Here is a 25505-nt window from a genome sequence, read left to right on the forward strand (position 1 = left end):
ATTATTGTTTGAATTTGTAATTATTCTTTTGAGAAGTTTCCTGAATGTATGATCCTGCATTATTTTTTCCTCTGATATTTCCTTCTTTTAGTCTCCCTGCTATATCATAGACAAATATTTGTCTAACTCCTAGTGATGAAGTTTTACTGGTTATTCCTATAAGTGGATCATACGTATAAGTTGTTATTTTCTTTCCTGAAAGAGCCGGTAATTTTCTGAAATCGTTCAGCGCATTTAAAAGAAGACCTTCCTTGTTTGGATCAGAAGCATCATCGTTAGAAGCAGAAACAATAGCGTTGGTTGAAACGGCAGCCGTAAGCTGGTCATAGGTGATGTCTTCAATAGTGGCAATCGGTTCAGTCCGATTATACCCCCATACAATAGTTACAGGAGTTCCATCTTTTTCGGTATACTGAACGATATTTCCCTTATCATCATATTTATCATAGGTTACATCCGTGGACATCGTGCTATTCAGTTTATCATACGACTTCTCAGACAATGGCAATACCAGATTTCCGGTCTGTGGTGTAGAAAGAGCTGTCGGATACACCGTTTCTGTTTTGCCCAGAGTTTTGGTAACACCGCCAACGGTTTGCGTAACGGTGGTTTCCAGTGGAATGCCGATCATGTTTTTAGAGATCATCAGCTGGTTGTTTTTTTCGTGGGCGTAGGCGTAAGTGGTATTTTGAATAATCCCTTCCGGGGTACTATTTTTAGATCCAATGATATTAATAACAGGACTTAAAGAGAGGTCTTGCGTAAATGTATTTGTTGTTTTTGATACAAGAGCAGAACTTCCAACATAATCAGTACGTTCCACTTCATAATTTTGAACATCAGCTGATTCTCCGAAAAAGATTTCTGGAGAAATGGAATAAACGAATTGTTGAGGACCGTTACTAGGATTTATTAGTAAATTTTTTCTGATTTCTAAATTCGCTCCAAAAAAAGCAACTTCAGGGTTGAGACCCGATGTATTGAATCCAAAATTATTATTTTTCCGCGTATCAAAATTATATTTGTTTTTTACCTGCTGCAGAAGGTTGCTGTTATTATCAAAAATTTTCTTGCCAAGTAACAATCCATTTTTCCAGCTATTGTAAATATCAGGAAGATCTGTTTGAATAAATGAATAATTACCTTCAAAAGTATTTGAAAATTCATATTCTATACTTCCTTTTCCATTCTGCGTTTCTTTTACATAGGTATATCCCACAATATTGTCCGCTCCGAAGAAGTTTTTTACATTTCCGTTATTGCTTATTTGGTAGTAAAAGTAAGGAAAGACAGGAGGATTGTAGATGTTAGAGTTATTGGATAAGAAGTCCAGATTAAAGATAATTTTTTTTAAATATTGCACAGGACTTTCCAATATCCCTGAACTGATTGTTGTATTTGTTAATGGATCATTTTTCTCATATTTATAATCAATTTTCTTCATCAGGTTATTATTCTCATCCCTGTCCTCCATAGATGAAATACGAAGCCCGCCGACTTTTGCCTCTTCAATAGAAGTATTTTTCTTATCATAGGTATAGGTAACTGCAAAAGAACAGCTGCAATCTCCTAGTCTGTTAAGCTTTAGTGTAATAGGCATGCCCGGCATGTTAGGAAGAGTCTTGGTAGTATGGTAAGATGTTGACAATGGGGATTCGGGACTATTGTATGTTGCGGTACCCGTGCAGGAGTTTTCCGTTATCACATCATGATCCTGTGGGACGTTATTAAGGCATGTATTTCCATAGGTTAATTTGAATTTTAAATTACTCAAATTATATACGGGGTCATTAGTAGGAGGTAAATTAACTGTTGTCTGCATATATCCTAATGGTGAAACAGATGGATTATTTTCGTAAATAAAAATGTCTTCCTGCCTGTTTTCTATTTCCTCCCTAACTGTTTGGATGGAGTTATTTTGATAAGTAAATGTCTTTTTCCCTCCGGTTGGGTATTTTATGGATTTTAAAACTCCTATTTTAGCATATTCGTTAGAATTTTTGTCTCTTCCATACGGATAGTTATAGGTCTTTGTCCCGTCTATATTGATTAAAACATTTTCAGGCAAAGCGTTTCCGGAAGAAAGATCATCGCTTTTAAGACTGTTTGGCAGATTTCTGATATTACTCTCATTCAACAAAGAATTGATATATCCCCAGTGGTCATCTGACGAACTTCCTCTGATTGGAAACGGAATCGTTTCGTCATATTCAAATGCATACGAATTAGCCTGTAATACATTTTGAACCCCGGTCAGCTTTAATCTGTATTTTTCAGGAATTTCATCAGGATAATTAGAAACAAAATAAGAATAATCAAACTGATATTTCTCAATATCTCTTCCCGCTTTGTTTTTAATATTAATTTCTCTTAATGCAATTCCGTTAACAATATCTTTCCTATAGAGTGCTCCGCCAATAGAATATCCCGCATCGTCATTATAGATAAAATTAACCTCTCCCTCCGGAAATTTAATTTTGGTAATAAGCTTATCAATATGATTTGTAGTATATGTTTCCTTTTTATAAGGTGGAACCTCTACCTGTGGAACAGCGCCGCTTGCTGAAGCCTGTATATATGTTTTAAAATAATCCGATTCAATAATATTCTGTTCTGAATAATTGTAGTTTTTATTGTATTCAAAATTTACTTCCTGTCCATCAGTATTAACTATTTTTATCACATAATAGCTGTTAATTCCGGAAGAAGGCAATCCCTCAGGAGAGTTTGTCAGGGTTGCAGAAAAACTTTTGAAATAATATTGCACCCCTTTATCGTCAGTGATCAGGAAATTTGAAGCATCAAGTTTCTGAATTTTATTCCTGTCATTTGGAATAGGAATTCCCATATTATTTTTAATAATAAATGATCCGCTGAAATCAGCCAGTGAATATTTATAAATGTCAGGTTTACTGTCTATTCTTCCATCTAAAATTCCCTGGATCAAATCATTATTCTGAAGTGTACTTTCAGGTGTATAACCTGTATAATTACTAATGTTTAATGTGCTTATATTTTGTAATTCACTAAAATTTTTAAAGTATACCGGAAAATTATCATCTTCCAGACCTTTCACACTTTTAAATATGTTCCCCGGAATATTCAGACTCCATCCAAGCCCAGTTGTTCCTGCTTGTTCGTTGAGTTTTATTCCCCCTGTATTATAGGAAATATTTATAGGAATGTTGACACTGCCAAGTCCTATTGAATAAATAGGCAAAGAGACATTTGCTTTACCTCTGTATAAATCCATAGGAATATCAGCAACTTTACTCAGCTGATATGCATTCGCAGAAACGGGAGGCAAAATATTTGTGTTTCTTTGAGGTGTTGCAGTATACTGCCCATAAATAAAATGGCTATTAATAATCGCTAATAGCGCGATACTAACTTTTATTCTTTTCATTTGTATTATTTTTTAATCATTTTAGCATTCGCCGTTTTATCACTGGTTTTCACCACCACCAGATACGCCCCCTGAATCAGCGGCTGCGTATTGATTTTGGTGACTTTATTTTTCGTTTTTACCGTTTCAAGTTTTCTTCCGCCCATATCATATACCGCGATCTCAGCTTCAAACGCTCCTTCTCTCAAGCTCTCAAATCCAAGCTCCACATACACATAATCCGTTGCCGGGTTCGGGTAGATTTTGATATCCTGCTTTTCGATCAGCTGGTCAACCTGTTTATCACCCAGCTTCACAATCTTCCAGTTTTCTTTTCCCAGTTCCTCTGCGCTGGTTCCTGCGAGTACAATCGATCCGTCACGGTTCAGCTTAATATCAGATAACCGTTCCTCTTTTTTTCGGGATTCTCCCTTCACGTGCTTTCTCCACTGCTCATTTCCGTTCTGGTCCAGATACAGCATCCAGAAAGTCTCATCATCATTTTCAATCCTGCCTTCCGCCTGTGTGTAACCGCCCAGCAGGATGCCTTTAGACTTCACGCCTCCGTCTTCCTGCTTCCCGGCAATGACACTCATTCCCATCAGAACATCCCTGTTTTTAAAGCTGTAAGATTTCTGCCACTGCTCATTTCCGTTTAAATCAATAGCAACCAACCATAAATCGGTTCCGTCTTCGATACCTACTGATTTATTTCCTGATCTTTCCGATCCGGACTCCCCGCCGATTAAATATCCTGTCGATGTTAAAGCCAGTGTTCTTACATGATCGTCGCCTTTTCCTCCGAAAGTCTTTTCCCAAAGAACCTTATTATTTTTATCCAATTTGATGATATAATAGTCCCCTTCGCCATAATTTTCGGTCTTTTTTGAATCACCCAGATTGCTTCTCGAATAGATCCCTAACAAGGCTCCTCCATCTTTGGTGGGAATCATTTTTTCCACTTCATCCAATCCTTTACCTCCTAATACCAATCGGGATAGTTCCTTCCCGTTTTTATCCAGCCGTACAACCAGAACATCTTTCGAACCGTAGCCTTTCGGTGAGTTCTGCACATTGCCAGCGACAAAGAACCCCATATCCGTGGTCTGAATCACCGCCTTAGCTTCTTCATCCGCAGCACTGCCTATGGTTTTCTGCCATAATTCATCACCGAACTCGTTGATGCGGATCAGCCAAAAATCGCTGCCGCCTTTGGAATCCTCCTTTTTATCCAACCCTTTTGAAGAACTGGACGTAGCAAGTACTGCAAATCCTCCATCCTGAGTGCTGACCGTGGAAGCTGCAAAATCGTGATTGTTGCCCGAGAAATATTTTTCCCAGACAGTCTCTCCCTGCTGATTCAATTTCATCAGACGAAGATCGTAACCGTTGTTCTGCTTTTGGCTGCCAAATGATGGTTGACTGTTGTCGGAATGGATGCTGCTGCCTGTAATTAAATACTGTTGGTCGATGGTCGGGGTAATTTGCGAGAGAAACTCCTGCGTGGAAGATGGGATATCTCTCTGCCAGACCACTTCCTGGGCAGAAGAAAAACCTCCCAGGAGTACGCACAAGAGAAGTGCGCCTGAATAATCTTTTTTCATTGTGAATATCAAATTTTAAGTTGCTAATATATTTTTATTTGTTTGTTACTTGCAATCCGTAAAAACCCCATATTTTGGGTTTGGATTTATCAGAATTATTTTATCCTGAACGGTTGTTTATTTCCATTTTGCTTGTTTTAAATGTTATTTTTTTCTTGGTGACAAAGATATATTCACAGAACGGCAGAACGTGTCGTATTTTATTGAAATGCATTTCAACTGCAAAAAATCTTCAGGTGTAATAATAAAGAAAGGCGCAGAGTTGAAGCCAATCAGTAACAGAGGCACTCGGATGCCCTACAACCAGATATGACTTACAACCCGCGCCATATAGATGCACGGGCGTAAGCCTATCATTTTCAGGTTGTATAGAAGATTCCGAGTTTTCTGTTACCTTAATGATAGAAACTTACGCTTGTTTCGTTAAAATTATGCTTCAAATGTAAGTAATATTTCTTAAAACAGAATCACCGTATTTTTACGGTAATTTTGAACTTAAGATCACCTGACCGGAAAAAAAGCCGGCTTGCATAGAAAGAGAATACTTTTTACATTTGTAATTATGGCAGAAGTAAAACTTACAAAACAGGACAAAATAATCAAGCGAAACGACCGTATTCGCAGACGCTTCGCTTATTATACCGATACGAAACATTACGACAGTGATTATGCGCTGGGATTACTTGAAGAGGAGTATATAGGATCACTGGAACGAGATACCATCTGGCTTATTATCAGAAAAACCGGACATTATAAAAACCTGTAATGATGAAAAAACTAATAATCCTTTTACTATTTCCAAATATTTTTTATTCTCAGACTTCTTTAACCGATGACAATATTTACGCAGCTGCAGGGAATGAATACGAAACATTATTAACTAATATTGAAGCAGGTAATAATTTTCCCGCCGTATCAGAGTTACTTCATAAGATTGGAATGGTAGATGATGAAACTTTTAAAACAAAATTTGATGTTTTAAATCAAAAATGGAAATATATAGAACAGGTTACATCGGGAAACCAAAAGCCCAGAGTGGCTTATATAAATTGGACTGGTAAAAAGGTAAAAGGATACAGTCAGCCCATCATAACCAAACTTGAAATCTGGGGTGACACTGAATATATCATTAAATTTTATGTAAACTTTTGGAGCCGTGCCATCAACTTTAAGGATACCAAACCGGGAGAAACAGTGACGACTCGTTTTTTGTCCGATGTTGCTGCCCTCTCAGTAGGAACCAACGGACAGTCAAAAATAGTCGTTACCACGGCAAAAGATTATTATAAATAGTTACATTTTAACAATAAAATCAGACTGAATATTAACCTGCTTTTCCGGCAGGTTTTCTTTTGCAATATATTTCACAATCGGCTCGGCATCCACTTTAATCATTTTGGAGCTGTGTGCCTTCGTATCGTCGGTAATCGTTGCTTCATATTCGTAAACCGTTACAATAACATTATTATGATCCAGGTCGTCCTCGTCAGCTACCTTCTTTAATTCACTGAATTTTGTGCCGCTCAAACCCTCCAGAGCGGCATCCACTTTTTCGTTAAGATCAAAAAAAGCCAATGCCAGTTCCTGATCTATACTCCCCGTATAACTTTCAGCATAATTCTCACAAATTACACGCACACGGACAATGCCTTTTCCCTCTTTAATTCCATTTCCCATGTCTGACCACTCGAAACGCATAAACGCGATTAAAACAGCGGGTTTGGGAACCATGACAATATTTTCTCTTTCAATCTGCCCGCGGTCTTTATCAATATAGATCAATTCCTCCACCTGAGCTTCCAGATGGTCGGATATTTCTTTAAATACAATTCCTTTTATACTCATGAGATTATTTTTTTAAGTTCTGACAGTATCATCCGATCCAGTGTTTTTTCGAGTGCTTTTGAATCGCCAATAAATTTTCTCTGCGGGATATCAATGTGTGTTTTTGTGGTGAGGGCGAGCCATTTCCAGTATTCTTTTCCTGATTCCTTATATTTTGCCCAAAAGAACCTGCGCATCTTTGGAGTGATCAGAATTTTTCCCCCTTCATTATGGATTTTGGCATAATGGTTATGGTTCCCTATTCCCACGACCACGCGCGATTCAGATACCTGTATTTTTTTAATTTCCCTTCGCGTATTCCCGGAACGTACCATTGTGGTTCTCGCTCCGGGATAGCTGCTTTTTTTCCATCTCTGGAAAGGAACATCCACAAAGCCGCCAACGTTAAAATTTCGTTTAAAGAAATTCACCATGGTAATGGCGGCTTTCTGCGGAATGGTTCTTTTAAAATTCCTGTATTTTGCCCGGAGCCTGTCAAACTCCTGAGTATTATTCTCTCTACGCATTGGCTCTGATTTCTATATCGGCGATCATTTCATTAAATATCTGTTCCAGAATTTTTCTGATCTCCTGCGGGTTTTCTTTGATGTTGGTGGTCTTAATGGTCAATTCCTTAACAAAGGACTGAATATTGAAAATCATTTTTTTTCCGTCCCCGCCGGTTCCGGTACCGGACAGGGAATTTTTGGCTTTATCCTTTTTACCTTTCGCGGATCCTCCGTTTTGCGGATCCAAAGCTGCGGCAGGTTTTCCATCCGGTGGCACCAAGCCGGAAGGCGGCGGAATACCGGCAGCTGCAGTTATTTTGTTTTGAGTCGTGATCTTAACGGCTTTTTTAACCGGTTTTTCCAGTTCTTTATTCCATCCTTCATAAGCTCCTTTCATCGCATTAGGAATTAAAATCCCGGTTTCTTTTATAACATTAAAGCCTTTGGAAAGTGCCGATTTTATTTTATCGGTATCAAGGGTAAAAATGCCCACCAGTAAATCGCCTACGCCTCCTAAAATATTAACCGCAATATCTCTAATGCTTTTAAAAACAGAATGTACGTTTCCGGTAAATGCGTTTAATACTCTTTGAATGACGGTAATTTTTTTCTCCCATGCATATAAGGCGTTGATAATTCCGAAAATAGCATCAACAGCTTTTAGTATGACCCCAATAGCTCCCCCCAGTATTTCACCGGCATACTGAACTGCCGGAGCAATAAGCTCCCAAACCCGCGTCAGCACTCCTATGACGTTGGAAAGAAGCTGCGCCGCATTTCCTGACTCATACATTGCCGTAATGTTTTCCATTAAAGCTTTTCGGACATAATTAAATGCAGTTTCAACCCCGCCGATAATTTTAAAAAGCAATTCCAGAAGCGGTGTTAAAAACCTGATTACCCCGGCGATGCCTTCCATTGCCAATTTCGCAAAGTTGGTTTCCCCCGAAAGCTTTGGAAAGCCACTATTCCGGATCGCGTCAATCACGGGCTGAAAAGCTTCCGCCACCCCTGAAAGGGCATTTTTAACCGGCTCGGTGTAGTTCATCATCTCCGAGAGAAACCCGAAAAGGTAATTTCCGGCATCCAATATTCCTATGATCAGCGGACGGAATGTTTCTCCGGTTTTAAGCTTAAACTGTGTTAAAGCATTTTCCTGCCTGTTGATCGCGGATTGCATCGAGTTCATGGCGGCAGGCAAGCCCCCCTCAAAAGTGTTTTTTAATTCTTTTGAAAATTTGGGCAGAAAATCTTCCGCCATAATTTTACCACTGTCTAACATTTGATTAAACTGTGCCTGCGTCATTCCCATAGCACGGGCAGCAATCCCCAACGCGCCCGGAATCCTTTCCCCCAACTGTCCCCTGAGTTCCTCGGCAGAAACTTTCCCTTTGGAAGCCATTTGCGAAAGTGCTAAAAATGCCCCTTCGCTCTGCTCCGCCGACAGGTTCATCACCGAAGCGGCAATTCCGACCGCTTCGAAAATATCCCGTGTCGCCTGTCCTTCGAGGGCAGTCCCTTTGAGGGATCCTGTTAAAGTCTGAAATCCCTTGTAAGAAGATTCCATATTAAGGTTAAGGTCTTTTATTGCCGTATCAAGAAACGCCATGTTTTTTGCCCCCTGCTGACCGGAGGCAAAGACAATGGCATTTTCCATCCCCTCGAATTTGGAAGTAATCCCGGTGATCTCTTTTCCGAAGTTGATTACCGCACCCACTGACAGGGCGGCAAGAATGGCAATCCCGGCACTCTTTGCATACTGCGCGAGACTGCTAAAAGTGCTTTGCCCGGTATTTCTTAACCTCCCGATCCCGCTGTTGGCAGTATTGACGGCATTGTCAAGCCCCCTTGTTTCATTTCGTGCGCGGCTGATCCCGTTGGAAAACGAGCGGTCGATCAGATCCAGTGCATATTGTAAACCGTTCATAACAGGTAATAAAAATGTTCGTTGTGCCGGTGGTATTCCGGATTATTTTCTTATTTTTATCGATGATTTATAACAAGTGAAATTATAATCCTTCGCTTATTATCTCATTCATTCATTTCTTCAACTCATTAAGAGTATAAACCTCCCATGCGGAGGTTTTATTTTTGTCCTACCAGCAGCCCTCTGCGGACAGTATCGGGATCACTGATCCACTCATACGCCGTAACCCGGACAGACTCCGTGGTTACTTTCAGGGCTCCGTCCGTATAAAAGCGTAAGAAAACCGTCTGCGGAACTGCTGTCGAATCACTCCAGTAGACTTCGTCGGGACTGATGAGCGTTTCGCGGATCTGCGTAAAAAGCATATCATCGGACTGCACGGTCGTGGCATCAATCCATAGAGGGAGGTTCTCCGCTGTGATGACCCTTGCCATTCCTGTTTTGTCGATATGGCTTTTTATGGTGACCGCTTTTTCGGGGTAGGTATTTTTTCTGACCTTTGCCCATTCTGAAAGCCCGTAATCCTTAATGCCCAAATCGTCCACATCAATAGGCGTGGCATCTTTCGGCAGCTTTTTTAAATAGCTTTGGGCGCGGGTAAAGACCTGATCACTATCTCCCCAGTTGACATCAAAGCCCTGTTTCTGCATCCGTTCCCAGCCGTCAGGATCAATTTGTATCGCACCGTCAAAACTTGTAATTTCCCCGTCGTAATCATCGAAAACGTCCTCAGCGTCGGTGCGGCATTTCCAATGGAGCGGGGGCAGGAATTTCCATGAATCCTGATCCCTTTTGTCAAAGACTTTCCCGTCCAGACTTCGACAAATCACCGTCGTTCCGTCATCGATAATGGCGTTCAATCTCCAGTAAGGCGCAATTTCTACATCGTCCATCATTTCCAGATACCGAGCCGCCATATTGGAGGTGGCGTTGGCATGATCCCATTCCGTTTTCAGATACAATTCCTTATAGTTCGGAAATACTGATTTTGCCTTATTTCTGAAATCGTTAAAACTTTTTACTTCCGGATCCTTTAACATCTCATTAAGTTCGTAGACTTCCGCCTGTGTTTTGTCTGCTCCGAACCGGTGGATGTTATTCATCCAAGCCCTCATCCGGCGGTGGTCGGTACTGTCAAAATCAAAGTTCATTTTTCCGAATCCCTGTTTTATCGCCTCTAACAGAGGGGCATGCGATGCCTTAAATTCGTTGTAGCTCCAATTGACGGTTCCGGGGTTTTCATACAGCTGCCGCAAAAATTTTTCTTCTGCAGGTGTTATATCCCTATTAAAAGGGGTCTCTGACTCCGCCTCACAACCTGAAATAGTGCTGTGAGGCGCATTAAAATTTACATAGTGATTCTTAGGGACTGGTGGCGAAAGCTCACCGCTTTGGGTGCCATCGGAAACTTCTCCGACAATTTCCACATCCAGTTCGGTTTCGATCTGTTCCTTTTTGATTTTGTACCCCAAATCTTTAACTCCCTTGAAAATTTCCAGTCTTTCCTTCGGCGTTAATTTTTCGTTGTCATTCCAAATACAGGTGTCGTTTTCGTCAAACGGATAACCCAGCCCGCGGAGCCACGGCAGGACATCGTCATTGATAAAAAACATCACAAAGGTTTCGTCGTCCATGGTGATGAGCTTTTGAGTCCCGTTAATGATTTCCCCCGTTTTCGCCCGGCTTCCGGTATCTTTTGCCGTTTCGGAATTCCCGTCAAAAAGATTGGCAAGCTCCTCGTTACAGGCTTTTCTTTTTTCGTTAAATACGTTAAAGCTGTCCCGGCTGTTGGATTCTTTAATGTCGATTTCCACCCCTTCGGGGAATCGCGCCCAACCGGCAGAACCTAAATCCTTTAACCATTTATCCACTTCCTTTTTTACGCGTGGATCCGTGGAAGCCACCTTTGCGGTACGCATCGGAATTCCGAACATCTCCTCGAACTCATCCCAGTTTTGCCATGAATGCTTTTTAAAAATCCATAACGGGATTGCTTTGTTTAAAAGTCCGATGGAATGCTCATGATGCACCCACAGCGTCCATTTTTTAAGGTTTCCCTCGGTAAAGTTTTCGCCCTGCAGATCATAAGGATTAATAAGCAGCTCGGTGGTTTCCGGTACGATATGATCCCGGTACACAAAAGACAGCTTTTTGATCAATCCGTTTTCGTCCAGTTCCTTCGGGTACATGAGCGTGTAAGAAAAATAAATACTGTCAAGGGTATATTTGATCAGGTTTTTAAACCATAGTTTTTGGATCAGCCTGGTTTTTTCTTCGTTAACTTCCCCGTCTTTATCAACAATGGCAACCGATTTATTGGAAACCCTGAGCTTACGGGTTTCGCTGCGCCCGTAAATAAAAGGATCGTCCAACACTTCCTCCATAATGTCAATAAGCATTTTACGGCGTGGAAGCATGGGATCTATTGCCGCCGCCTTTGCCAGTTTCCAGTCTTTGATTTCCTTATTATATAAGGTACGCTGACGTTTGATCGCATCCACCATCCGGGTGACGGCTCTTTCATAGTCTTTATCCTTATTGCCACCGAAGGCATTGTGTAAAAAATCGGTGACCGCCTGTATTTTAAATTTCATTTAAAAGGTATTTAAAGGGTAATTAATAGCGCTCTGAATATTTCGGGTTGCTTCCGAATTCGATCACCTGACTTCCGGTTTCCCCGCCACTTTCTCCTTCGTCGGGTTTCTCCGGCAAATCCGGAGAGATATCCCCTTTGGCTACGGCTTTGAGCCAGTCTTTGGCAGCGTTGTAACGGATGATCCTCAGTTCAGGAATGACATCCGCGGCGGCATTGGCATGGAGGTGGTAAATGGCAATATCCACCATATACATAATAATAAGCGCGTCCCTGTCGGCTCCGGCAACGGAAAAAATCGCCGCTACATTATAACGCTGTCTCAGGTAGCTTTCCATTTCCGCCTGAGCGGCAAGCTCGGCTCGATGCTGAACATCTTCTTTCCTTTGGATAATAATTTGTCTGATCCAATTCCGGATCTGTACTTCGTAGTCGGTTTCTGTTAAAAAGGGCATGGTCGTATTTTTAATAGATGTTATCAGGGTTTCTTTCATGTTTTCCCGTGCCGAAGGAATCTTTGTCCCAGTCTTCCGAATCCGAGACCACAAACTGGTCGAGGAAAAACCACGCACCTTCGTCGGCATCCGGAGCGTCGTCCGCGGTATTATATCCCGGTTCTATTCCCCTGACCTGTAAATTCCCTTCCACCATATCCGGATCGTTTTCTTCCTCTACATTGTAGACCACGTTTCCGGAGGAGTATTCAGGCTCCATTCTTACCATACGGGTGTATTTATTGGGTTTCTGTCTTTCGTCGGTCAGGACACTAAGCGGGTATTTGTATTTTTTGCAGGCGCGTCGGAGGGCTTTCTTTACCGGTCGGGTGTAAAATTGTTTTTCCATATACCAGATGATCCCCACCCCGGGGGGCAGGTTTTTCTCAACTTTGATCATCCATTCGAAAACGTCCTCCAGTTCACAGCGGCGCGTGAACCTTTTAATGCAGTAGCGTTTGAACTTATCCTGTCCCCAAACCGATACGGCTTTAAAATCCGAGGTCTGGCTGTTTTCAAAACTCGGATCAAAATACCCGATGATGATATCCATTTTGGAGAGGTGCGGAAGTTTGGCAAAACGGAAATATTTGTTTTTAAAGATTTTCCCTTCAATATCCGTTTCGTGAAAGAATTCCTGCTTGGCAAGAACAGTTCCCGCCTTGGCAATTTTCCTCAGGAGTTCCTGTAATGAATACCGCTGCCACCAGGCAGGTTTTCCGTTTTCGATGGCTTTTACTTTGGAATGGTAAATGCCCTCTCTTTTTTTCGCTCCGGGTTTGGTATCTCCCACGATATTGGCAAGGATAGAATTATGATGAATACGGTTCCCACCCATCGCGAAACGCGCCCCTTTGATGCTGAGGGCAAAATACATGGCTCCTAAAATCTTTTTCACCACTTTATCCACCCTTTTGGGATTGTGGACAATGTCGTCATCGTCCACGTCATCCACCACACCGTAATTGGGACGTTTTTCGTTTTCCCTTGCCCCGCGCGGGGACTGGTCACGACCAAAAGCCAGAAAACGGATTCCTTCTTTTGTGGTAAAATCCCCGTCCTCCCATGACCCGAAATTATACTGCTCCCCAAAATCGTGGGCAAAGAGTTTATTGTATTGCAGCTGTGCCTGAAGATCGGATAACAGGTTACACGCATCGTCCTCATTTTTCCCCATCAAAAGCATTCCTGTTAATTGCTTATGAGCGATAAGCCACATGGGTATAATAATCGTCAGGTGAACGGACTTGGCGTGTTCCCGCGCCCATTCGGCAACTCCAAAAAAGTTCGGATCCGCAAGGCAGGCGTTGGCAAAGTCAATATGAAAATCCGCACAATCAGCATCTGCGTATAATTCAAAATAGGTTTTAACAAAAAAATTATAATCGGTTAATGCCCTTTTAATTCGTAATTTTTGCTTTTCCTCCGTATCATTGAAGGCAACGGCGGCACTGTTCTGAACCTGTGAACAGAACTCCAGCCATTCGTTATAATCCCTTTTCGTGATGGTGAGTGCCGACATTACTTTTCCCCGATTTTATAGTCCACGTATTTTTTTTGCAAAAGGTTAATTTCCTTTGCCAGTTCTGCGTTTTGAGTAAAGGCGTATGTCGTGAAATCCTTAAATACATTAATGATCTGGCTGATGGTTACCTTTTTATTCGACAGCTTTTCAATGCTGTTGGCGATCTGAATAATATCATTGGGTTTGCTTTTGGGATCTTCACTCAGGGCATGCGCCTTTTTATACAGGTTTTCGATGATCTTTCGGGCGGTAACCGTTGATGCGCTTTTAAGCAAATCCCATTCGCCCTCGGTTTTCCATTTTCCCAGCGTTTTTTCTGTGACGTGAATGATTTCTGCGATTTCTTTCTGCGTCTTGTCAGTCTCCAGAAACAAGTCCTGAGCTATAGCATATTTCTCGTCATTCGTCAGCTTTTTCTTTTCATTCATCCGTAGGTATTTAATTTTTAATTCGGTCGGATGCAACCTCAATTTCCGGTTTCATTCCTTATATATATGAAGCAAAATTGCTTTATATAAGGGCTTTACCGAAGCCGGCTGTTAGTGGCTGTATGAAAATATATAACCACTGCATGAAAATATTCAGCCGCTAACCGTCAGCTTTTTTCGGGGTGTTTTTCAGCCAATCTTTGCCTTATCAAAATCAAAGAAATGTCTAAAAAGCCCTTTCATTATGAACTTAAAAATCAGGTTTCCGGCAGTGCCGAAATCAGGATGTACGGGTACATTGGAAAATATGATGAGTTCGACTATAAAAGGTTCCAACAGGTTTTCAGGGATGCACTACAAAACAATAGTGATTTAACCATAAGAATGCACTGCGGGGGTGGTTCTGTGTATGAGGGGCTCGCCATTTATGACCTGATCCTGAATTCAGAAGGACATACCAAAGTCATTGTGGAAGGGATGGCGGCATCCATGGGCGGGGTGATTGCCCTTGCCGGTGACGAAATCGAGATGAACGATAACGCATTCTTTATGATGCACGCGGTAACCGCAGGATGTTTCGGAAATAAAAATGATTTTAAAAACGGGATTCAGCAGATTGAAAACTGCGAGGAAAGGCTCGGGAAAATCTTTGGTGAAAGAACAAAAGCAGATGAAAAGACCATTAAAAACTGGTTCGATTCCGGGCAGGATCACTGGCTGAGTTCCGATAAGTGCTTAGAACTGGGAATTTGTGACCGGGTGATTAAGCCTACCAAAAAAAGAAAAACTGGGCAGGAAGCCGAAAATATCACAAACAAAACTCCGGAAGAAGCCTTCGAATGCTTTAACCTGTATCCTGAACCCCCTGAGGACAATAATATTAATCAACATACTGAAATGAAAAAGGAAGCAATTTTCGCCGCTTTAGCTGCGGCAGGATTGGCGGGAAAATTAACCGCTTCATCTTCGGATAAAGAATTTGAGCAGCATCTGGAAGAACTGTTCGGCAAGGCAAAAAGAACCGATACGCTCGAAAATGAACTAAAGGAATTTAAGGAAACACAGGCGGAAGTTTTGATTTCCGCAGCCTTAAAATCCGGTAAGATCACGGGTGCCGAAAAGGACGAATGGATCAAGGATGCCACCCAAAATTATGCCCTCGTAGCAAAATCACTCGAAAGAATGTCCGGCAAACCGGATCCCAATGCGGGGTTAGAAAGACAAAAATCAGTGGTGGACGGAGACAGACACGAACTGTTCAACGGACGTGAAAAATGGACGTTCTCCGACTGGCAGGAAAAAGACCCGAAAGGTCTGGAAAGGCTTAATGAAGAAGCCGGAGAAGAATTTGAAAAACTGTTTAACGCCGAATTTGAAGACTAAAAAATGGCAGAATTAATAGACGGGCTATACCTGAACAAATTTGTAGCCCCACAATTACTGAAAGAGTTCAGAAACTATAATGACAAATTTTTGGCGGCATTGGAGCCGGCACCGGAGGGAGCGAAAACGGCGGACGGGCTTCGCCAGAATAAACTCATCAATAATGTGGGTTTTTATGTCAACAATACAGCTCCGTTTACGGCAAAGTCCATGAGCGGTAAAAACAGCATCATTCCCTGGGATAAACTCGATACCGACCCGACAAAAGTCAACGATGCCGAGATCAGGGCATTGGCATTTGACAAGAGATCGGAAGTCCGCGTTAAACACTCACAGGGGTTCCGTATTGGAGTGCGTGATTATGTTTTAAACAAACTGGCTCCGGCTCATCATGTTTCAGGAGCCATGCCGGTATTAAGAACCACAGGAGCCGTATTCAACGGAAGAAAAAGGCTGACGTTTCAGGATCTGATCAATTTTTACAATGAAATTGAAGTGCTGAACCTTATTGATGACGATACCTCGGAATCACCCAATTTCTGGAATATGATCCTGAACCCGGAACACCGCTCAGACCTTAAAATCGATAAAGCGGGAACTGCTAACCACAGGGATAATCTGGAATTTGACAAAGACACCGGGGAGTTCAAGAGGTTCTATAAAATAAGGATGTGGGAAAATAATGCGGCTCCATTGTATTCGCCGACAGGGGAACTGAAGGCAAGGGGATCCATTAAAGAAGATGGCGATCAGTATGCCTCTACCTTTTTCTATTCCCCCAATACGGTTTGGCATTTGGAGAAGCTCAAAATCCTTTACAAACCGGAATATCAGGATACCACCAATGCAGATCCGGAGTCTGAATTCAGATTACAGGGATACGGGCTTTGTGACAAAAAGCAGGAGTACGGTTTTGGAGCCATCATTTCTGATAACGGTTAAGAAACGTTCACGATGAAATTATCTATTAAAGCCCTGGAAGTTGCGGCTTCACAGATCGGGAAACAGGAAAACCCGCCCGGATCCAACTGGGGAGAACCGGTTAAAAGCTACCTCTCCAGTGTGGGGATCGGATTTGCCACCCCGTGGTGTATGGCTTTTGTGTATTGGTGTTTCCGACAGGCTTCCGAAACAATGAATGTTAATAATACGGCAATCAAAACAGGCGGCGTCTTAGCCGCCTGGAATCAAGCCGCTCAAAAAATAAAATCCTCCAATCCCGCCATCGGATCCGTGTTTATTATGGATTTTGGCAAAGGGCAAGGGCATACCGGTCTCGTTGAAAATTTCGACAAAGAATTTATTTATACCATAGAAGGAAATACCAATGACGCCGGTAGCCGTGAGGGGATTAAAGTATGCAGGAAAAAACGCCTGCGAACGACGATTAAAGGTTATTTAAACTACTAAAATGAAATCTTTTTTTAACGCTATATCTATTTTATTTTGTCTGGCGCTGTTGGTTTCCTGTGGAAGCAGGAAACCTCTGCCGCCGGAAACAGTCACCGACACTTTGGTTGTAAAACAGGTCATCCGGGATACGGTGCTGGAGGTTCAGGCAGATTCTACGTATTACCATGCGTGGATCGAATGCATTAACGGCAAGCCGGTTCTAAGGGAGCCGAAGCCGGAGAACAGAGAAAAAAGAGCTAACAACCACGACCACAGTAAGGCGTTACAAAAGCCTGACGTTATCCTGGACGAAAGCGGAAAGCTAACGGTTGAATGCCGCAAAGAAGCAGAACAGCTCAAAGCACAGCTTACGGCTTATTACGAATCACGGTTAAAAGAACGTGTCCAACCGGTTGAGATCATAAAGCCCTTTGCATGGTATCATAAAATATTGATGCTGGCAGGCGGGATTTTTCTTCTCCTTGTAGGGTCTGTTATCATTATTACCATTAAAAATTCACTTCATGTCTGATAAAAAGAAATTTCAGGAAAAAGCCAATGCGCTTTTTGAAAAATACCCGAAGGCTAATAAAATTTTTATTTCAGAAAACGGACAGTGTTTTTTTGAAGAAAAGGCGGCTAAGGATTACCATGAATTAAGAGGGTTTGAAAGTGAGCCGGAAGTCTTTTTTCGTGAAGGGTTTGAGGACGAGGACGATTCGGATCTGCAGGCGGCTCTTCATAATTCTGAACTGGCACGAAAAGTCTTAGAAGGAATTATCGAAGATGTGGCGGCGGTTTGTGATCTTGACCGGGACTACGAACCGGCAAATGCTGACACGGACGAAACCGTTACGGCTGTTATCTCCCTTCGTGAAAAATATGCTGAAAAAGACCGCCTGCTGACCGAGGCAAACGTCGGACTGGAGGAACTTTCAAATGTTGCAGCGGAAAACGAAAATCTGAAACAACAACTGGAAGCCGCCAATAAACAGATGGAAACTTTGAATAAAACAACAATCCCAAAAAACAGGAAAGATGCGCCCCAGACTGATCGTACAAAAGCTTAACAGCGGGCTTGGGAGAAGGAATCCCTCCGCCGACATGATAACCGGCAGCGTGATGAATGCCGTTGCCACTTCCGAAATGGTACTGGGAAATATTTACACCCTGAAAAATATTCAGGAGGTCGAAGCTTTGGGGCTTAGTGATGAATATGACCAGACCAATAAGGTACTGGTGTATGAAAGGCTGAGACGTTTTTTTGTTCACAACCCATCCATAACGGTGTATTTTATGCCCGTGGCTCAGGGCGTAACCCTGACGCAGATGGTGGATAAAGACAATCAATATTTAGCCAGATTACTCCGTGATAAAGCCGGAGAAGTCGTTCAGGCTTGTGTTTCCTTAAACCCGGATAAAAATCATTCGCCGATTATCGAAACGGGACTTGATAAGGACAGTATCGATGCCATCTATAAAGCGCAGGCTCTGGCGGATGCCGAATGGACAAAAGACCGCTACTGTGAAATCTATATTGAAGGCAGAAGCTTTTCAGGAACATCGGCGGCAGTTCTTAATCTGAGAACGCTTTTAAGCGAATGCCCGGACATTTCCGTGGTGATCGGTGCCGATTACGAGGTTTCCAGCCGGGACGACCTCTATAAAGGCTATGCCGCGGTGGAGGATTACGCTGCCATGGTTTCTAAGGCGGATGTTTCACAGAACGCGGGGGAACAGATCAATGATTTTAACTTAACCCATGTGGATGAGAAAACCTTTATCATTCCGGGACTGAGTTCCGGTAACAAACTGAGTGAGTATTCCGATACGGATCTGGATAATCTCGATGATAGAGGGTACATCTATTTTGCGCCCATCGTTAACCTGGGCGGGATTTCTTCCACCGCGGGAATCTATATCAACGATACGCATACCTGCGCTAAAATTACCTCTGATTTTGCTTATGGGGAAAACAACAGGACGATCAAAAAGGCGATCAAGCTCGCCAAGGCAGCATTAACCCCGAAAGTGAAGGGACGTATATACGTCGATGAAAACACCGGGTTTATGGCTCCTGAAACGGTGAAGGACTTAGAAACCATTACCAAGGTTTCACTTGATCCGATGGTGGCAGCCGGAGATATCAGCGGCGGTGTGGATGCCTACATCAACCCGGAGCAAAATGTACTGGCTACAAGTGAATTTATCGTGCTGCTGACTTTTATTCCGGTGGCTATCGGAAGAAGGATTACCCTGAAAGTAGGTTTCAGAAACCCTTTAAATACTCAATAAAAATGGTGACTCAGACAAGAATCAACGGAAAATACAGGAATTACGGAAATGTCCGTATTACCGCTTTGGGGGCGACCTTCATGGGCGTTACCAAAATAGAATACAAAAGAACCGATGCCATTGATCCGGTAAAGGTCGTGGGAACCACCAAATCGGTAGGATATACACAGGGCGATGAAATCTGCGAAGGAAGCATCGGGCTTTTGAGTGAAACGGTAGACGCGATTCAGGCAAAACTGCCCAAAGGAAAAACCCTGCAGGACATCCCGCCTTTCCCGATCACGGTTTCCTATGTGGATGATGCCGGGTTACAGGTCTGTCATGTCCTGTACGGCTGTAAGTTCAAAGAGAACGGAAGGTCGGCGGAAGCGGGAAGCAATGATGCGCTGGTCGTGGAAAGCCCGCTATACATTCACGATATAGACTTTGCAGCCTGATGAACCGGCAGGAATTAAGGGACAAATGCCGGGAAATGGGCATCCCCTTTACATCAAAAGACACCAACAATCAATTAACTGAAAAAATAAGACTTAAAGAAATGAAAAACGAAACACAGGAAGGTCATATCACCGCCGAACAGATCGCAGAGTGGAAGAAAAAGTTTAAAACGGATAAGCTCCACAAGCTGACGGTGAAAGATAAAGACGGAAACCCTATTGTCGGTTATCTGAAACCACCCGGAAGGGAAATCAAAGCCACTGCCCTGTCCATGTATTCGCAGAATAAAATACTGGAATGTGGGGAATTTATCCGGGATAACTGCTGGCTTGGTGGTGACGAAAGGCTAAAAATGAGTGGTGACATTGCCGATACGGCGGCAATACAGGCATCAGGAATCATTAAGTTTTTAGAAGCGGAACTGGGGGAAGTTTAGGGCTTCCGATCAATAAGGAAGCCGGATTTGACTTCATCCGAAAAGTAAGTGCCCTTATAAGCTATCATTTTAAAATTCCTTTCCCGGAGGAGCTGGACGACCAGACCTTCTGGAATAAATGGGAACAACTGAAATGGGTACTGTTTTTTGAGAACAAAAGAGCTAACGCAAAAGAAGGAGAAAATGTCGAGTTATAATATTAATGTTAAAGAACTGATCAAACAGCACTTTCCGTTTACGCTTGGATTTGCCACTCAGACCGTGGCAGATGCACTATTTAACGGTTTTGATGATATACAGGTACTGCCCACCCATAATGAACCTGCCAAAGTTTCCGTCATGGGAACACCGGTCTGGGATTTTATAGACCTGAAGCCTTCCTATATTGAAGGAACCGGTGAACGGTTTGGCGGATATTCTTTTCCTCTGGAAACGACGATTGAACCCATAAGACCTAAAAAGATTGTGGAAACCGATATTTTCGGGCGTGACGGAAATGTAGAGGAGCTCATCGCTCTGGATGACTGGCAGTTGACCATCAGAGGGCTTATTATAAATTATGACAGTACCGATTACCCGGAACAGCAGGTGAAGGAATTACAACGGGTTTGTGAGCTTAAAACCTCATTACTTGAATGTGAAGGAACTTTGTTAACGATGCTCGGTATTCATTATATGAGCATTCACAGGCTGACCTTGACCCCGTCGATCGGCTACTCGCATATTCAGGCTTTTGAATTGGAGGCAAAAAGTAAAATCCCTTTTATCATCTCCCCGTAATGGTACCCTGTATTGAAATAGTGATTGGAACATTAAAGTTCACGGCAGCCACGGAAATTACTATAAAAAAAAGCTGGCGAACCTTTACCGATACCGCAACAATCAGGCTTCCGAAAGCCATTTATTATTACGACGGTAACGGCATTTTAAAACCGGTCGAGCATCTCGGCAATTTTATCAAAGTCGGAGATAAGGTAGAAATCAGACTGGGGTACAACCGGCAGCTGTTTACAGAGTTTAAAGGCTATGTGGCACGGTCGCCAAGGATTAATATACCCTATGAACTGATTTGCGAGGATGAAATGTGGCAGCTTAAAAGAAAAGAAACAAGCGTGTCCATTGAAAACGCCACGGTACAGCAGATTATTCAGGCGGTCGCTCCGGGGTATGAACTGGATTGTATCGATGAAGTCTACGGAGATTTTTCGATGAAACAGACCACCGCCGTCAAGGTTTTTAATGAGCTTCAGGAAAAAGCAGGTATTTATACCTTTTTCAGAGACGGACGTTTAGTTTGCGGAAAAATCTATTCTGACGAAAAAGTTTCAAAGGCTCAGCCGGTGTTTGAATACGGCGAGAATATTATTGATCACAACCTGCAATATATTTTCCCGGATGAAGCAAAGGTGAAAATTTATGCGAAAAGTAAGCAAAGTAATGGAACTTATGAAAGAATAGAACTTGGAGAAGAAGGTGGTGATATTGAGCATTGGGATTTCAGTGCCGGATTAGATAAGGAAACTTTGAAAAAAAATGCAGAATCCCGATTGAAAAACAAAAAGACAAGAGGAGGCTACAAAGGTAGCATCACCTCATTCGGCTGGTCGCGGGTGGAACACGGACAGATGGTACAGGTACGGGATAAAAAATATGAAGAAAGGAACACCAAAAATTTCGTGGATGAAGTGGAGATCACGATGAGCGCAACCGGCGGTTACAGAAGAATTATTGACATAGGAAAAACGTACAGGGATGGAGAGTTTAAAACAATTACTTAACAGGTTTCCGGTAGAGGTGGCAAATGCAAAAGTAATAGGTGTAAAAGAAAATATTTGTCATATTGTTTTAGAAAATTCCGGTAAAGAAATATGGAACTGTTCTATAAACTCTATTGTTGAAAATAAGGAAAATCAATTAACTGTTTATCCTAAAGAAGGAAGCATCGTTGTTGTAGGATTAACAGGTGATGGAAGCGCCACCATTTTAGCCGTAAGTGAAGTTGAAAAGATTTACTTCAGGAACGACAAATCAGAATTCACTTTCGATGGTTCCGGTTTTCAGTTCAACCGGGACGGTGAAAATTTAAAGGAAGTTCTTAACGGGTTTCAGGACGGGTTCGGGAAACTCTGTGATGAGCTGGCAAAAGTGGTGGTTTCTATCGGGGTAACCCCTGACGTTCCTGCAATCATGCAGATTAAAAATGAAATTGTCAACACCAATAAACAGGCATTAAACAAAATTTTAACCTAAAAATTATGAATGATATCCTACTGAATGACGACAACGATATTTCCATTGTAAACGGTGATTTTCATATTGGAGAATCCGGACAACAGGAAATAGAAAGCCTACTCATTGCCTTTAAAGGGGAATTTAAAAATACCCCGCTTCTGGGCGCAGAACTGCCCAGAATGCTCAAGGCAAGGAACACCCGCCAGGGGATTACCCGTGAGGTCAATGAACAGCTAAAATATGACGGCTTTACCCGCATTGATTTTAAAATTGAAGATGCCGTAAATTTCACCGTAAACGCCCAAAGAGATGCCCCTTAATAAAGCCCAGCTCATCCAAAGGCTTATTACGATGTTACATAAGCCATCAACGACAGGTAATGTAGAAACCGCGGCTCAGGAACTGGCGGATGCCATCGAGGAATATGTAAAAAGCGGAACCGTGACCGGAATTTGCGGCGGTGCCGGAAGTTCTTTAACGCAGGGAAAAGTAACATAATGAAAACAATTGTTTTAACTCATCAGACTATTCTGGACATTGCAATTCAATACACAGGAACCGTGGAAAACTGCTTTGCCATCGCCGTGGCTAATGGCTTATCGGTTTCGGACGTATTATCTGCAGGATTACCCGTTGAAATTCCTGAAGATGTATTTAAAAATACGGACGTCCTGAATTATTACGATGCCAAGAACATACAGCCTGCAACGGGCTGGGCAACTGAACAGGACAGCGAAATACCAACATTAAAAGGGGTTGGCTATATGCAGATTGCAAACGGTTTTAAAGTAAGCTAATATGAACAGTACACTTCAGGAACTCATCGGACTTATCCTTTCGCTAAAAGAGGCAAATCCTTTTTTACAGGGGCTGACCGCCAATTCTAAAACAGCGGTCTGGCGCAATATGCTGGAAACGGTGGCTTTTATGATTTTTAATTTTCAGGAAGCCCTCAGATTGCACATGAAAGAAATTGACGATAAAATCGCTTCCCAGAAAGTTCCCAATGAAAAATGGTACCGCGAGCAGGCGCTCCGGTTCCAGTATGGGTTTGAACTGGATCCGCTTTCCTACACCGGAGAGTTTCTCCCAACCTATGAAGACGGAAACGGAAATGTCATTACCGCGACGCAGCAGGAGATCGAAGATTCAAAAATTATAAAATATGCTTCGGTTACTGCCAATATCAGCGGAAACGGGGTAAAAAAAGTATCCATGAAAATTGCCGGCGAAAATATGGACGAGGTGATTTCAGATGAAAAAGCCCTTGCTTTTAAATCGTATATCGAAAGAATACAGGCGACCGGGGACAATATTGTAGTCGTGAACTTTCTGCCGGATATTCTTTTATTAAAATACAGGATATGTTTCGATCCCTTACTCCTGCATCCGGACGGCATGAGCATTCTGACGGCGGAGTATCCAGTTAAAATTGCCATTGAGAATTTTTTAAAAAACCTGCCATTTAACGGTGAGCTTTCTGTCGAAGCCCTGGAAAATGTTATTCAGGAGGTGAACGGCGTAAGAGACCTGCAAAAATTAGAGGTCTCGAGCCAATGGATCGAACCGGGAACCGGATATGGATTATTCCAGCCTGTTGAGATCAGCAGAATCCCCAAATCAGGGCGGTTTAAAATTGAAGACTGGAGCGGAATAGAATACATTAATTATCAGCCTGCTGAGTAATGAAAGATGAATTGTTTAACATCAGTTATAAGCAGTTAGCCTTATGGTGGCTGCCTACTTTCAGGAGAAAACCGGTAACCCTTCATTTTTTGTGGTGCCTGATTTTCCCTCTTGAAGCATTATACATTGAGTTTCTGAAAAGAAGAAAACAGAATTTAATTAAAATGAATTTCAATTACCAAAAATTCTCCATGGAAAGAAGGCTTAATGATGCTTTTGATCCATTGGAAAGAAGGATCCGGATTGTAAATGCCGTACAGTACGAAGGGGTTTATTTATATACGGAAGCCGAGGACGATCTCTATTTTTCCAAAACCCGGTGGCTTTACGGGGATGAAAATCCTCTGTACCTGCGAACGGAAGCGGAATTGTATTCAGAGTACGATTTTATCGTCAGGATTCCGGGTACACCGATCAATATGCATCAGCTCAGGGCAGAAATTGACTTTTACAAATTAATAAGCAAACGCTACAGCATAGAAATCATACCATAATGAGAATTAATATCCAATTTCTTCAGACCGGCGGTGTTCCCCTCACCAACGATTTAATGGACGTGCTTCAGGAAGCATATACCATCTTCAATGTTCTGGGGGATGTAGCGGGACATTTAACGATTCTCTCGGGCTGTACGCCCACCGGGCAGAGCGTAAGCCCCGGTATTGTGGTGATCAACGGGGATATCCTCTATTTTGAGGGCGGACTGGTCACCGCTTCGGTGTACATCCATACGGCGCAGATCACCAAAACGTTCCAGGATCAGACCGATAAAATACTGATCGAAAAGAAAACGGTAAAATTCGGGCTGTCCGCTCCCGGCAATATGTGGAACTGGAGCGACTTTACAAGACTGGAGACGTTAAAGGTCATGATGGAAAAAATCAATGCTGCCGCGACTCAAGCCGACCTGAACGATATTAAAACAAGGCTTGACAAAGTAGAGCTCAAGACCGCTCCCATTATGAACGGGGGGATTGCATGGTTCTGGCGCAAGCCCCTTTCTGAGATTCCGGCGGGTTGGAAACCCTGCACGGATTTTAAAGGAAAGACCATTTTCGGGCTTGATCCCAACGATCCTGTTTTTTCAACTCTGGGAACGACGGTCGGCAGCCACAGTAAAACCATCACCCAGAATAATATTCCGGATTATGTGATCCCTTTTTACGGAGCCACCAACAGCGGGCAGACCGCCGTGGGGAATGACCTTTCCGTTATCAAATGGAACGGGAAAGCTCCGGACGGATTCTATGACCATACCTACGGGATCAATTCCGGGGGGAAGGGAATGCCCATGGATGTCCTGAACCGCGGGGTCATTGTCGATTTTATAGAACCTGATTTTCAATAATATTTA

Annotated in this window: 28 protein-coding genes; 19 read left to right on the forward strand and 9 right to left on the reverse strand. The window is 42.6% G+C overall.

The features are described 5' to 3' along the window. Position 1: 1 nt before the first annotated feature. Together DD829_RS04205 and DD829_RS04210 are read right to left on the reverse strand one after the other, a co-directional pair. Positions 2-3406 (reverse strand): hypothetical protein, encoded by a 3405-nt coding sequence (locus DD829_RS04205; protein WP_123906800.1) that lies wholly within the window; start codon positions 3404-3406, stop codon positions 2-4. Between the two features lie 5 nt (positions 3407-3411). Continuing rightward, positions 3412-4989: a T9SS type A sorting domain-containing protein gene (locus DD829_RS04210; RefSeq protein WP_108409252.1), complete on the reverse strand. Its 1578-nt coding sequence runs from the start codon at positions 4987-4989 to the stop codon at positions 3412-3414. Between the two features lie 562 nt (positions 4990-5551). Between DD829_RS04210 and DD829_RS04215 the strand changes: the two genes are divergently transcribed. Beyond that, positions 5552-5755, forward strand: a complete 204-nt coding sequence (locus tag DD829_RS04215) for a hypothetical protein (protein ID WP_108409253.1) — start codon at positions 5552-5554, stop codon at positions 5753-5755. 2 nt (positions 5756-5757) lie between these two features. Further along, entirely contained in the window at positions 5758-6282 is a 525-nt protein-coding gene (locus DD829_RS04220) for a hypothetical protein (RefSeq protein ID WP_123906801.1), read from the forward strand. Here DD829_RS04220 and DD829_RS04225 read toward each other — a convergent pair whose 3' ends face one another. The 7 genes from DD829_RS04225 to DD829_RS04255 form a co-directional block, all read right to left on the reverse strand. Next, positions 6283-6834, reverse strand: coding sequence for a hypothetical protein (locus tag DD829_RS04225; RefSeq protein ID WP_108409255.1), 552 nt, complete (start codon positions 6832-6834; stop codon positions 6283-6285). Beyond that, positions 6831-7340, reverse strand: coding sequence for a phage virion morphogenesis protein (locus tag DD829_RS04230; RefSeq protein ID WP_108409256.1), 510 nt, complete (start codon positions 7338-7340; stop codon positions 6831-6833). Before DD829_RS04230 ends, DD829_RS04225 begins: the two co-directional genes overlap by 4 nt. Further along, positions 7333-9249, reverse strand: coding sequence for a tape measure protein (locus DD829_RS04235; RefSeq protein ID WP_108409257.1), 1917 nt, complete (start codon positions 9247-9249; stop codon positions 7333-7335). Before DD829_RS04235 ends, DD829_RS04230 begins: the two co-directional genes overlap by 8 nt. Before the next feature lie 158 nt (positions 9250-9407). Beyond that, the gene (locus tag DD829_RS04240; protein WP_165796564.1) at positions 9408-11648 is read right to left on the reverse strand and encodes a DUF935 family protein; all 2241 of its coding nucleotides are present in this window, start codon (positions 11646-11648) and stop codon (positions 9408-9410) included. 217 nt (positions 11649-11865) lie between these two features. Continuing rightward, complete coding sequence (locus tag DD829_RS04245; RefSeq protein WP_165796565.1) at positions 11866-12297, reverse strand: phage protein Gp36 family protein; 432 nt, start codon at positions 12295-12297, stop codon at positions 11866-11868. Between the two features lie 10 nt (positions 12298-12307). Continuing rightward, complete coding sequence (locus tag DD829_RS04250; protein ID WP_116547556.1) at positions 12308-13858, reverse strand: hypothetical protein; 1551 nt, start codon at positions 13856-13858, stop codon at positions 12308-12310. Then, entirely contained in the window at positions 13858-14289 is a 432-nt protein-coding gene (locus tag DD829_RS04255) for a hypothetical protein (RefSeq protein WP_076396854.1), read from the reverse strand. Before DD829_RS04255 ends, DD829_RS04250 begins: the two co-directional genes overlap by 1 nt. A gap of 222 nt (positions 14290-14511) precedes the next feature. On the opposite strand from DD829_RS04255, the gene DD829_RS04260 reads away from it, so the two are divergent. From DD829_RS04260 to DD829_RS04340, 17 genes are all read left to right on the forward strand, one after another. After that, positions 14512-15672 carry a head maturation protease, ClpP-related gene (locus DD829_RS04260; protein WP_108409260.1) on the forward strand — a complete coding sequence of 387 codons (1161 nt, stop codon included), beginning with the start codon at positions 14512-14514 and terminating at the stop codon, positions 15670-15672. Positions 15673-15675: 3 nt separating this feature from the next. Continuing rightward, entirely contained in the window at positions 15676-16614 is a 939-nt protein-coding gene (locus tag DD829_RS04265; protein ID WP_108409261.1) for a hypothetical protein, read from the forward strand. A gap of 12 nt (positions 16615-16626) precedes the next feature. Beyond that, positions 16627-17082, forward strand: a complete 456-nt coding sequence (locus DD829_RS04270) for a CHAP domain-containing protein (protein WP_108409262.1) — start codon at positions 16627-16629, stop codon at positions 17080-17082. Position 17083: 1 nt separating this feature from the next. Continuing rightward, positions 17084-17596, forward strand: coding sequence for a hypothetical protein (locus DD829_RS04275; RefSeq protein WP_108409263.1), 513 nt, complete (start codon positions 17084-17086; stop codon positions 17594-17596). Beyond that, entirely contained in the window at positions 17589-18134 is a 546-nt protein-coding gene (locus DD829_RS04280) for a hypothetical protein (protein ID WP_108409264.1), read from the forward strand. The genes DD829_RS04275 and DD829_RS04280 overlap by 8 nt, the downstream gene beginning before the upstream one ends. 34 nt (positions 18135-18168) lie before the next feature. Continuing rightward, complete coding sequence (locus tag DD829_RS04285) at positions 18169-19359, forward strand: DUF2586 family protein (protein WP_123906802.1); 1191 nt, start codon at positions 18169-18171, stop codon at positions 19357-19359. A 2-nt stretch (positions 19360-19361) separates the two neighbouring features. Continuing rightward, positions 19362-19796 carry a hypothetical protein gene (locus tag DD829_RS04290; RefSeq protein WP_108409266.1) on the forward strand — a complete coding sequence of 145 codons (435 nt, stop codon included), beginning with the start codon at positions 19362-19364 and terminating at the stop codon, positions 19794-19796. Positions 19797-19897: 101 nt separating this feature from the next. Continuing rightward, on the forward strand, positions 19898-20233 hold the full coding sequence (locus tag DD829_RS04295) for a hypothetical protein (RefSeq protein WP_123906803.1): 336 nt from the start codon (positions 19898-19900) through the stop codon (positions 20231-20233). Between the two features lie 183 nt (positions 20234-20416). Continuing rightward, the gene (locus DD829_RS04300) at positions 20417-21013 is read left to right on the forward strand and encodes a DUF6046 domain-containing protein (RefSeq protein ID WP_108409268.1); all 597 of its coding nucleotides are present in this window, start codon (positions 20417-20419) and stop codon (positions 21011-21013) included. A 20-nt stretch (positions 21014-21033) separates the two neighbouring features. Next, the gene (locus DD829_RS04305) at positions 21034-22011 is read left to right on the forward strand and encodes a hypothetical protein (RefSeq protein ID WP_123906804.1); all 978 of its coding nucleotides are present in this window, start codon (positions 21034-21036) and stop codon (positions 22009-22011) included. Continuing rightward, complete coding sequence (locus tag DD829_RS04310; protein WP_108409270.1) at positions 21986-22483, forward strand: hypothetical protein; 498 nt, start codon at positions 21986-21988, stop codon at positions 22481-22483. Before DD829_RS04305 ends, DD829_RS04310 begins: the two co-directional genes overlap by 26 nt. Before the next feature lie 5 nt (positions 22484-22488). Next, a complete protein-coding gene (locus DD829_RS04315; RefSeq protein WP_108409271.1) occupies positions 22489-22785 on the forward strand; it encodes an oxidase in 297 nt (98 codons plus the stop codon). Beyond that, the gene (locus tag DD829_RS04320; protein ID WP_076396820.1) at positions 22775-22963 is read left to right on the forward strand and encodes a hypothetical protein; all 189 of its coding nucleotides are present in this window, start codon (positions 22775-22777) and stop codon (positions 22961-22963) included. Before DD829_RS04315 ends, DD829_RS04320 begins: the two co-directional genes overlap by 11 nt. Next, the gene (locus DD829_RS04325; protein WP_108409272.1) at positions 22963-23262 is read left to right on the forward strand and encodes a hypothetical protein; all 300 of its coding nucleotides are present in this window, start codon (positions 22963-22965) and stop codon (positions 23260-23262) included. Before DD829_RS04320 ends, DD829_RS04325 begins: the two co-directional genes overlap by 1 nt. A gap of 1 nt (position 23263) precedes the next feature. Further along, positions 23264-24151 carry a hypothetical protein gene (locus DD829_RS04330; protein WP_108409273.1) on the forward strand — a complete coding sequence of 296 codons (888 nt, stop codon included), beginning with the start codon at positions 23264-23266 and terminating at the stop codon, positions 24149-24151. Next, the gene (locus tag DD829_RS04335) at positions 24151-24645 is read left to right on the forward strand and encodes a hypothetical protein (protein ID WP_108409274.1); all 495 of its coding nucleotides are present in this window, start codon (positions 24151-24153) and stop codon (positions 24643-24645) included. Before DD829_RS04330 ends, DD829_RS04335 begins: the two co-directional genes overlap by 1 nt. A gap of 224 nt (positions 24646-24869) precedes the next feature. After that, positions 24870-25499 (forward strand): hypothetical protein, encoded by a 630-nt coding sequence (locus tag DD829_RS04340; RefSeq protein WP_165814838.1) that lies wholly within the window; start codon positions 24870-24872, stop codon positions 25497-25499. Positions 25500-25505 lie beyond the last annotated feature (6 nt).

The organism is Chryseobacterium sp. HMWF035 (assembly GCF_003094695.1).
Taxonomy (GTDB): domain Bacteria; phylum Bacteroidota; class Bacteroidia; order Flavobacteriales; family Weeksellaceae; genus Chryseobacterium; species Chryseobacterium gambrini.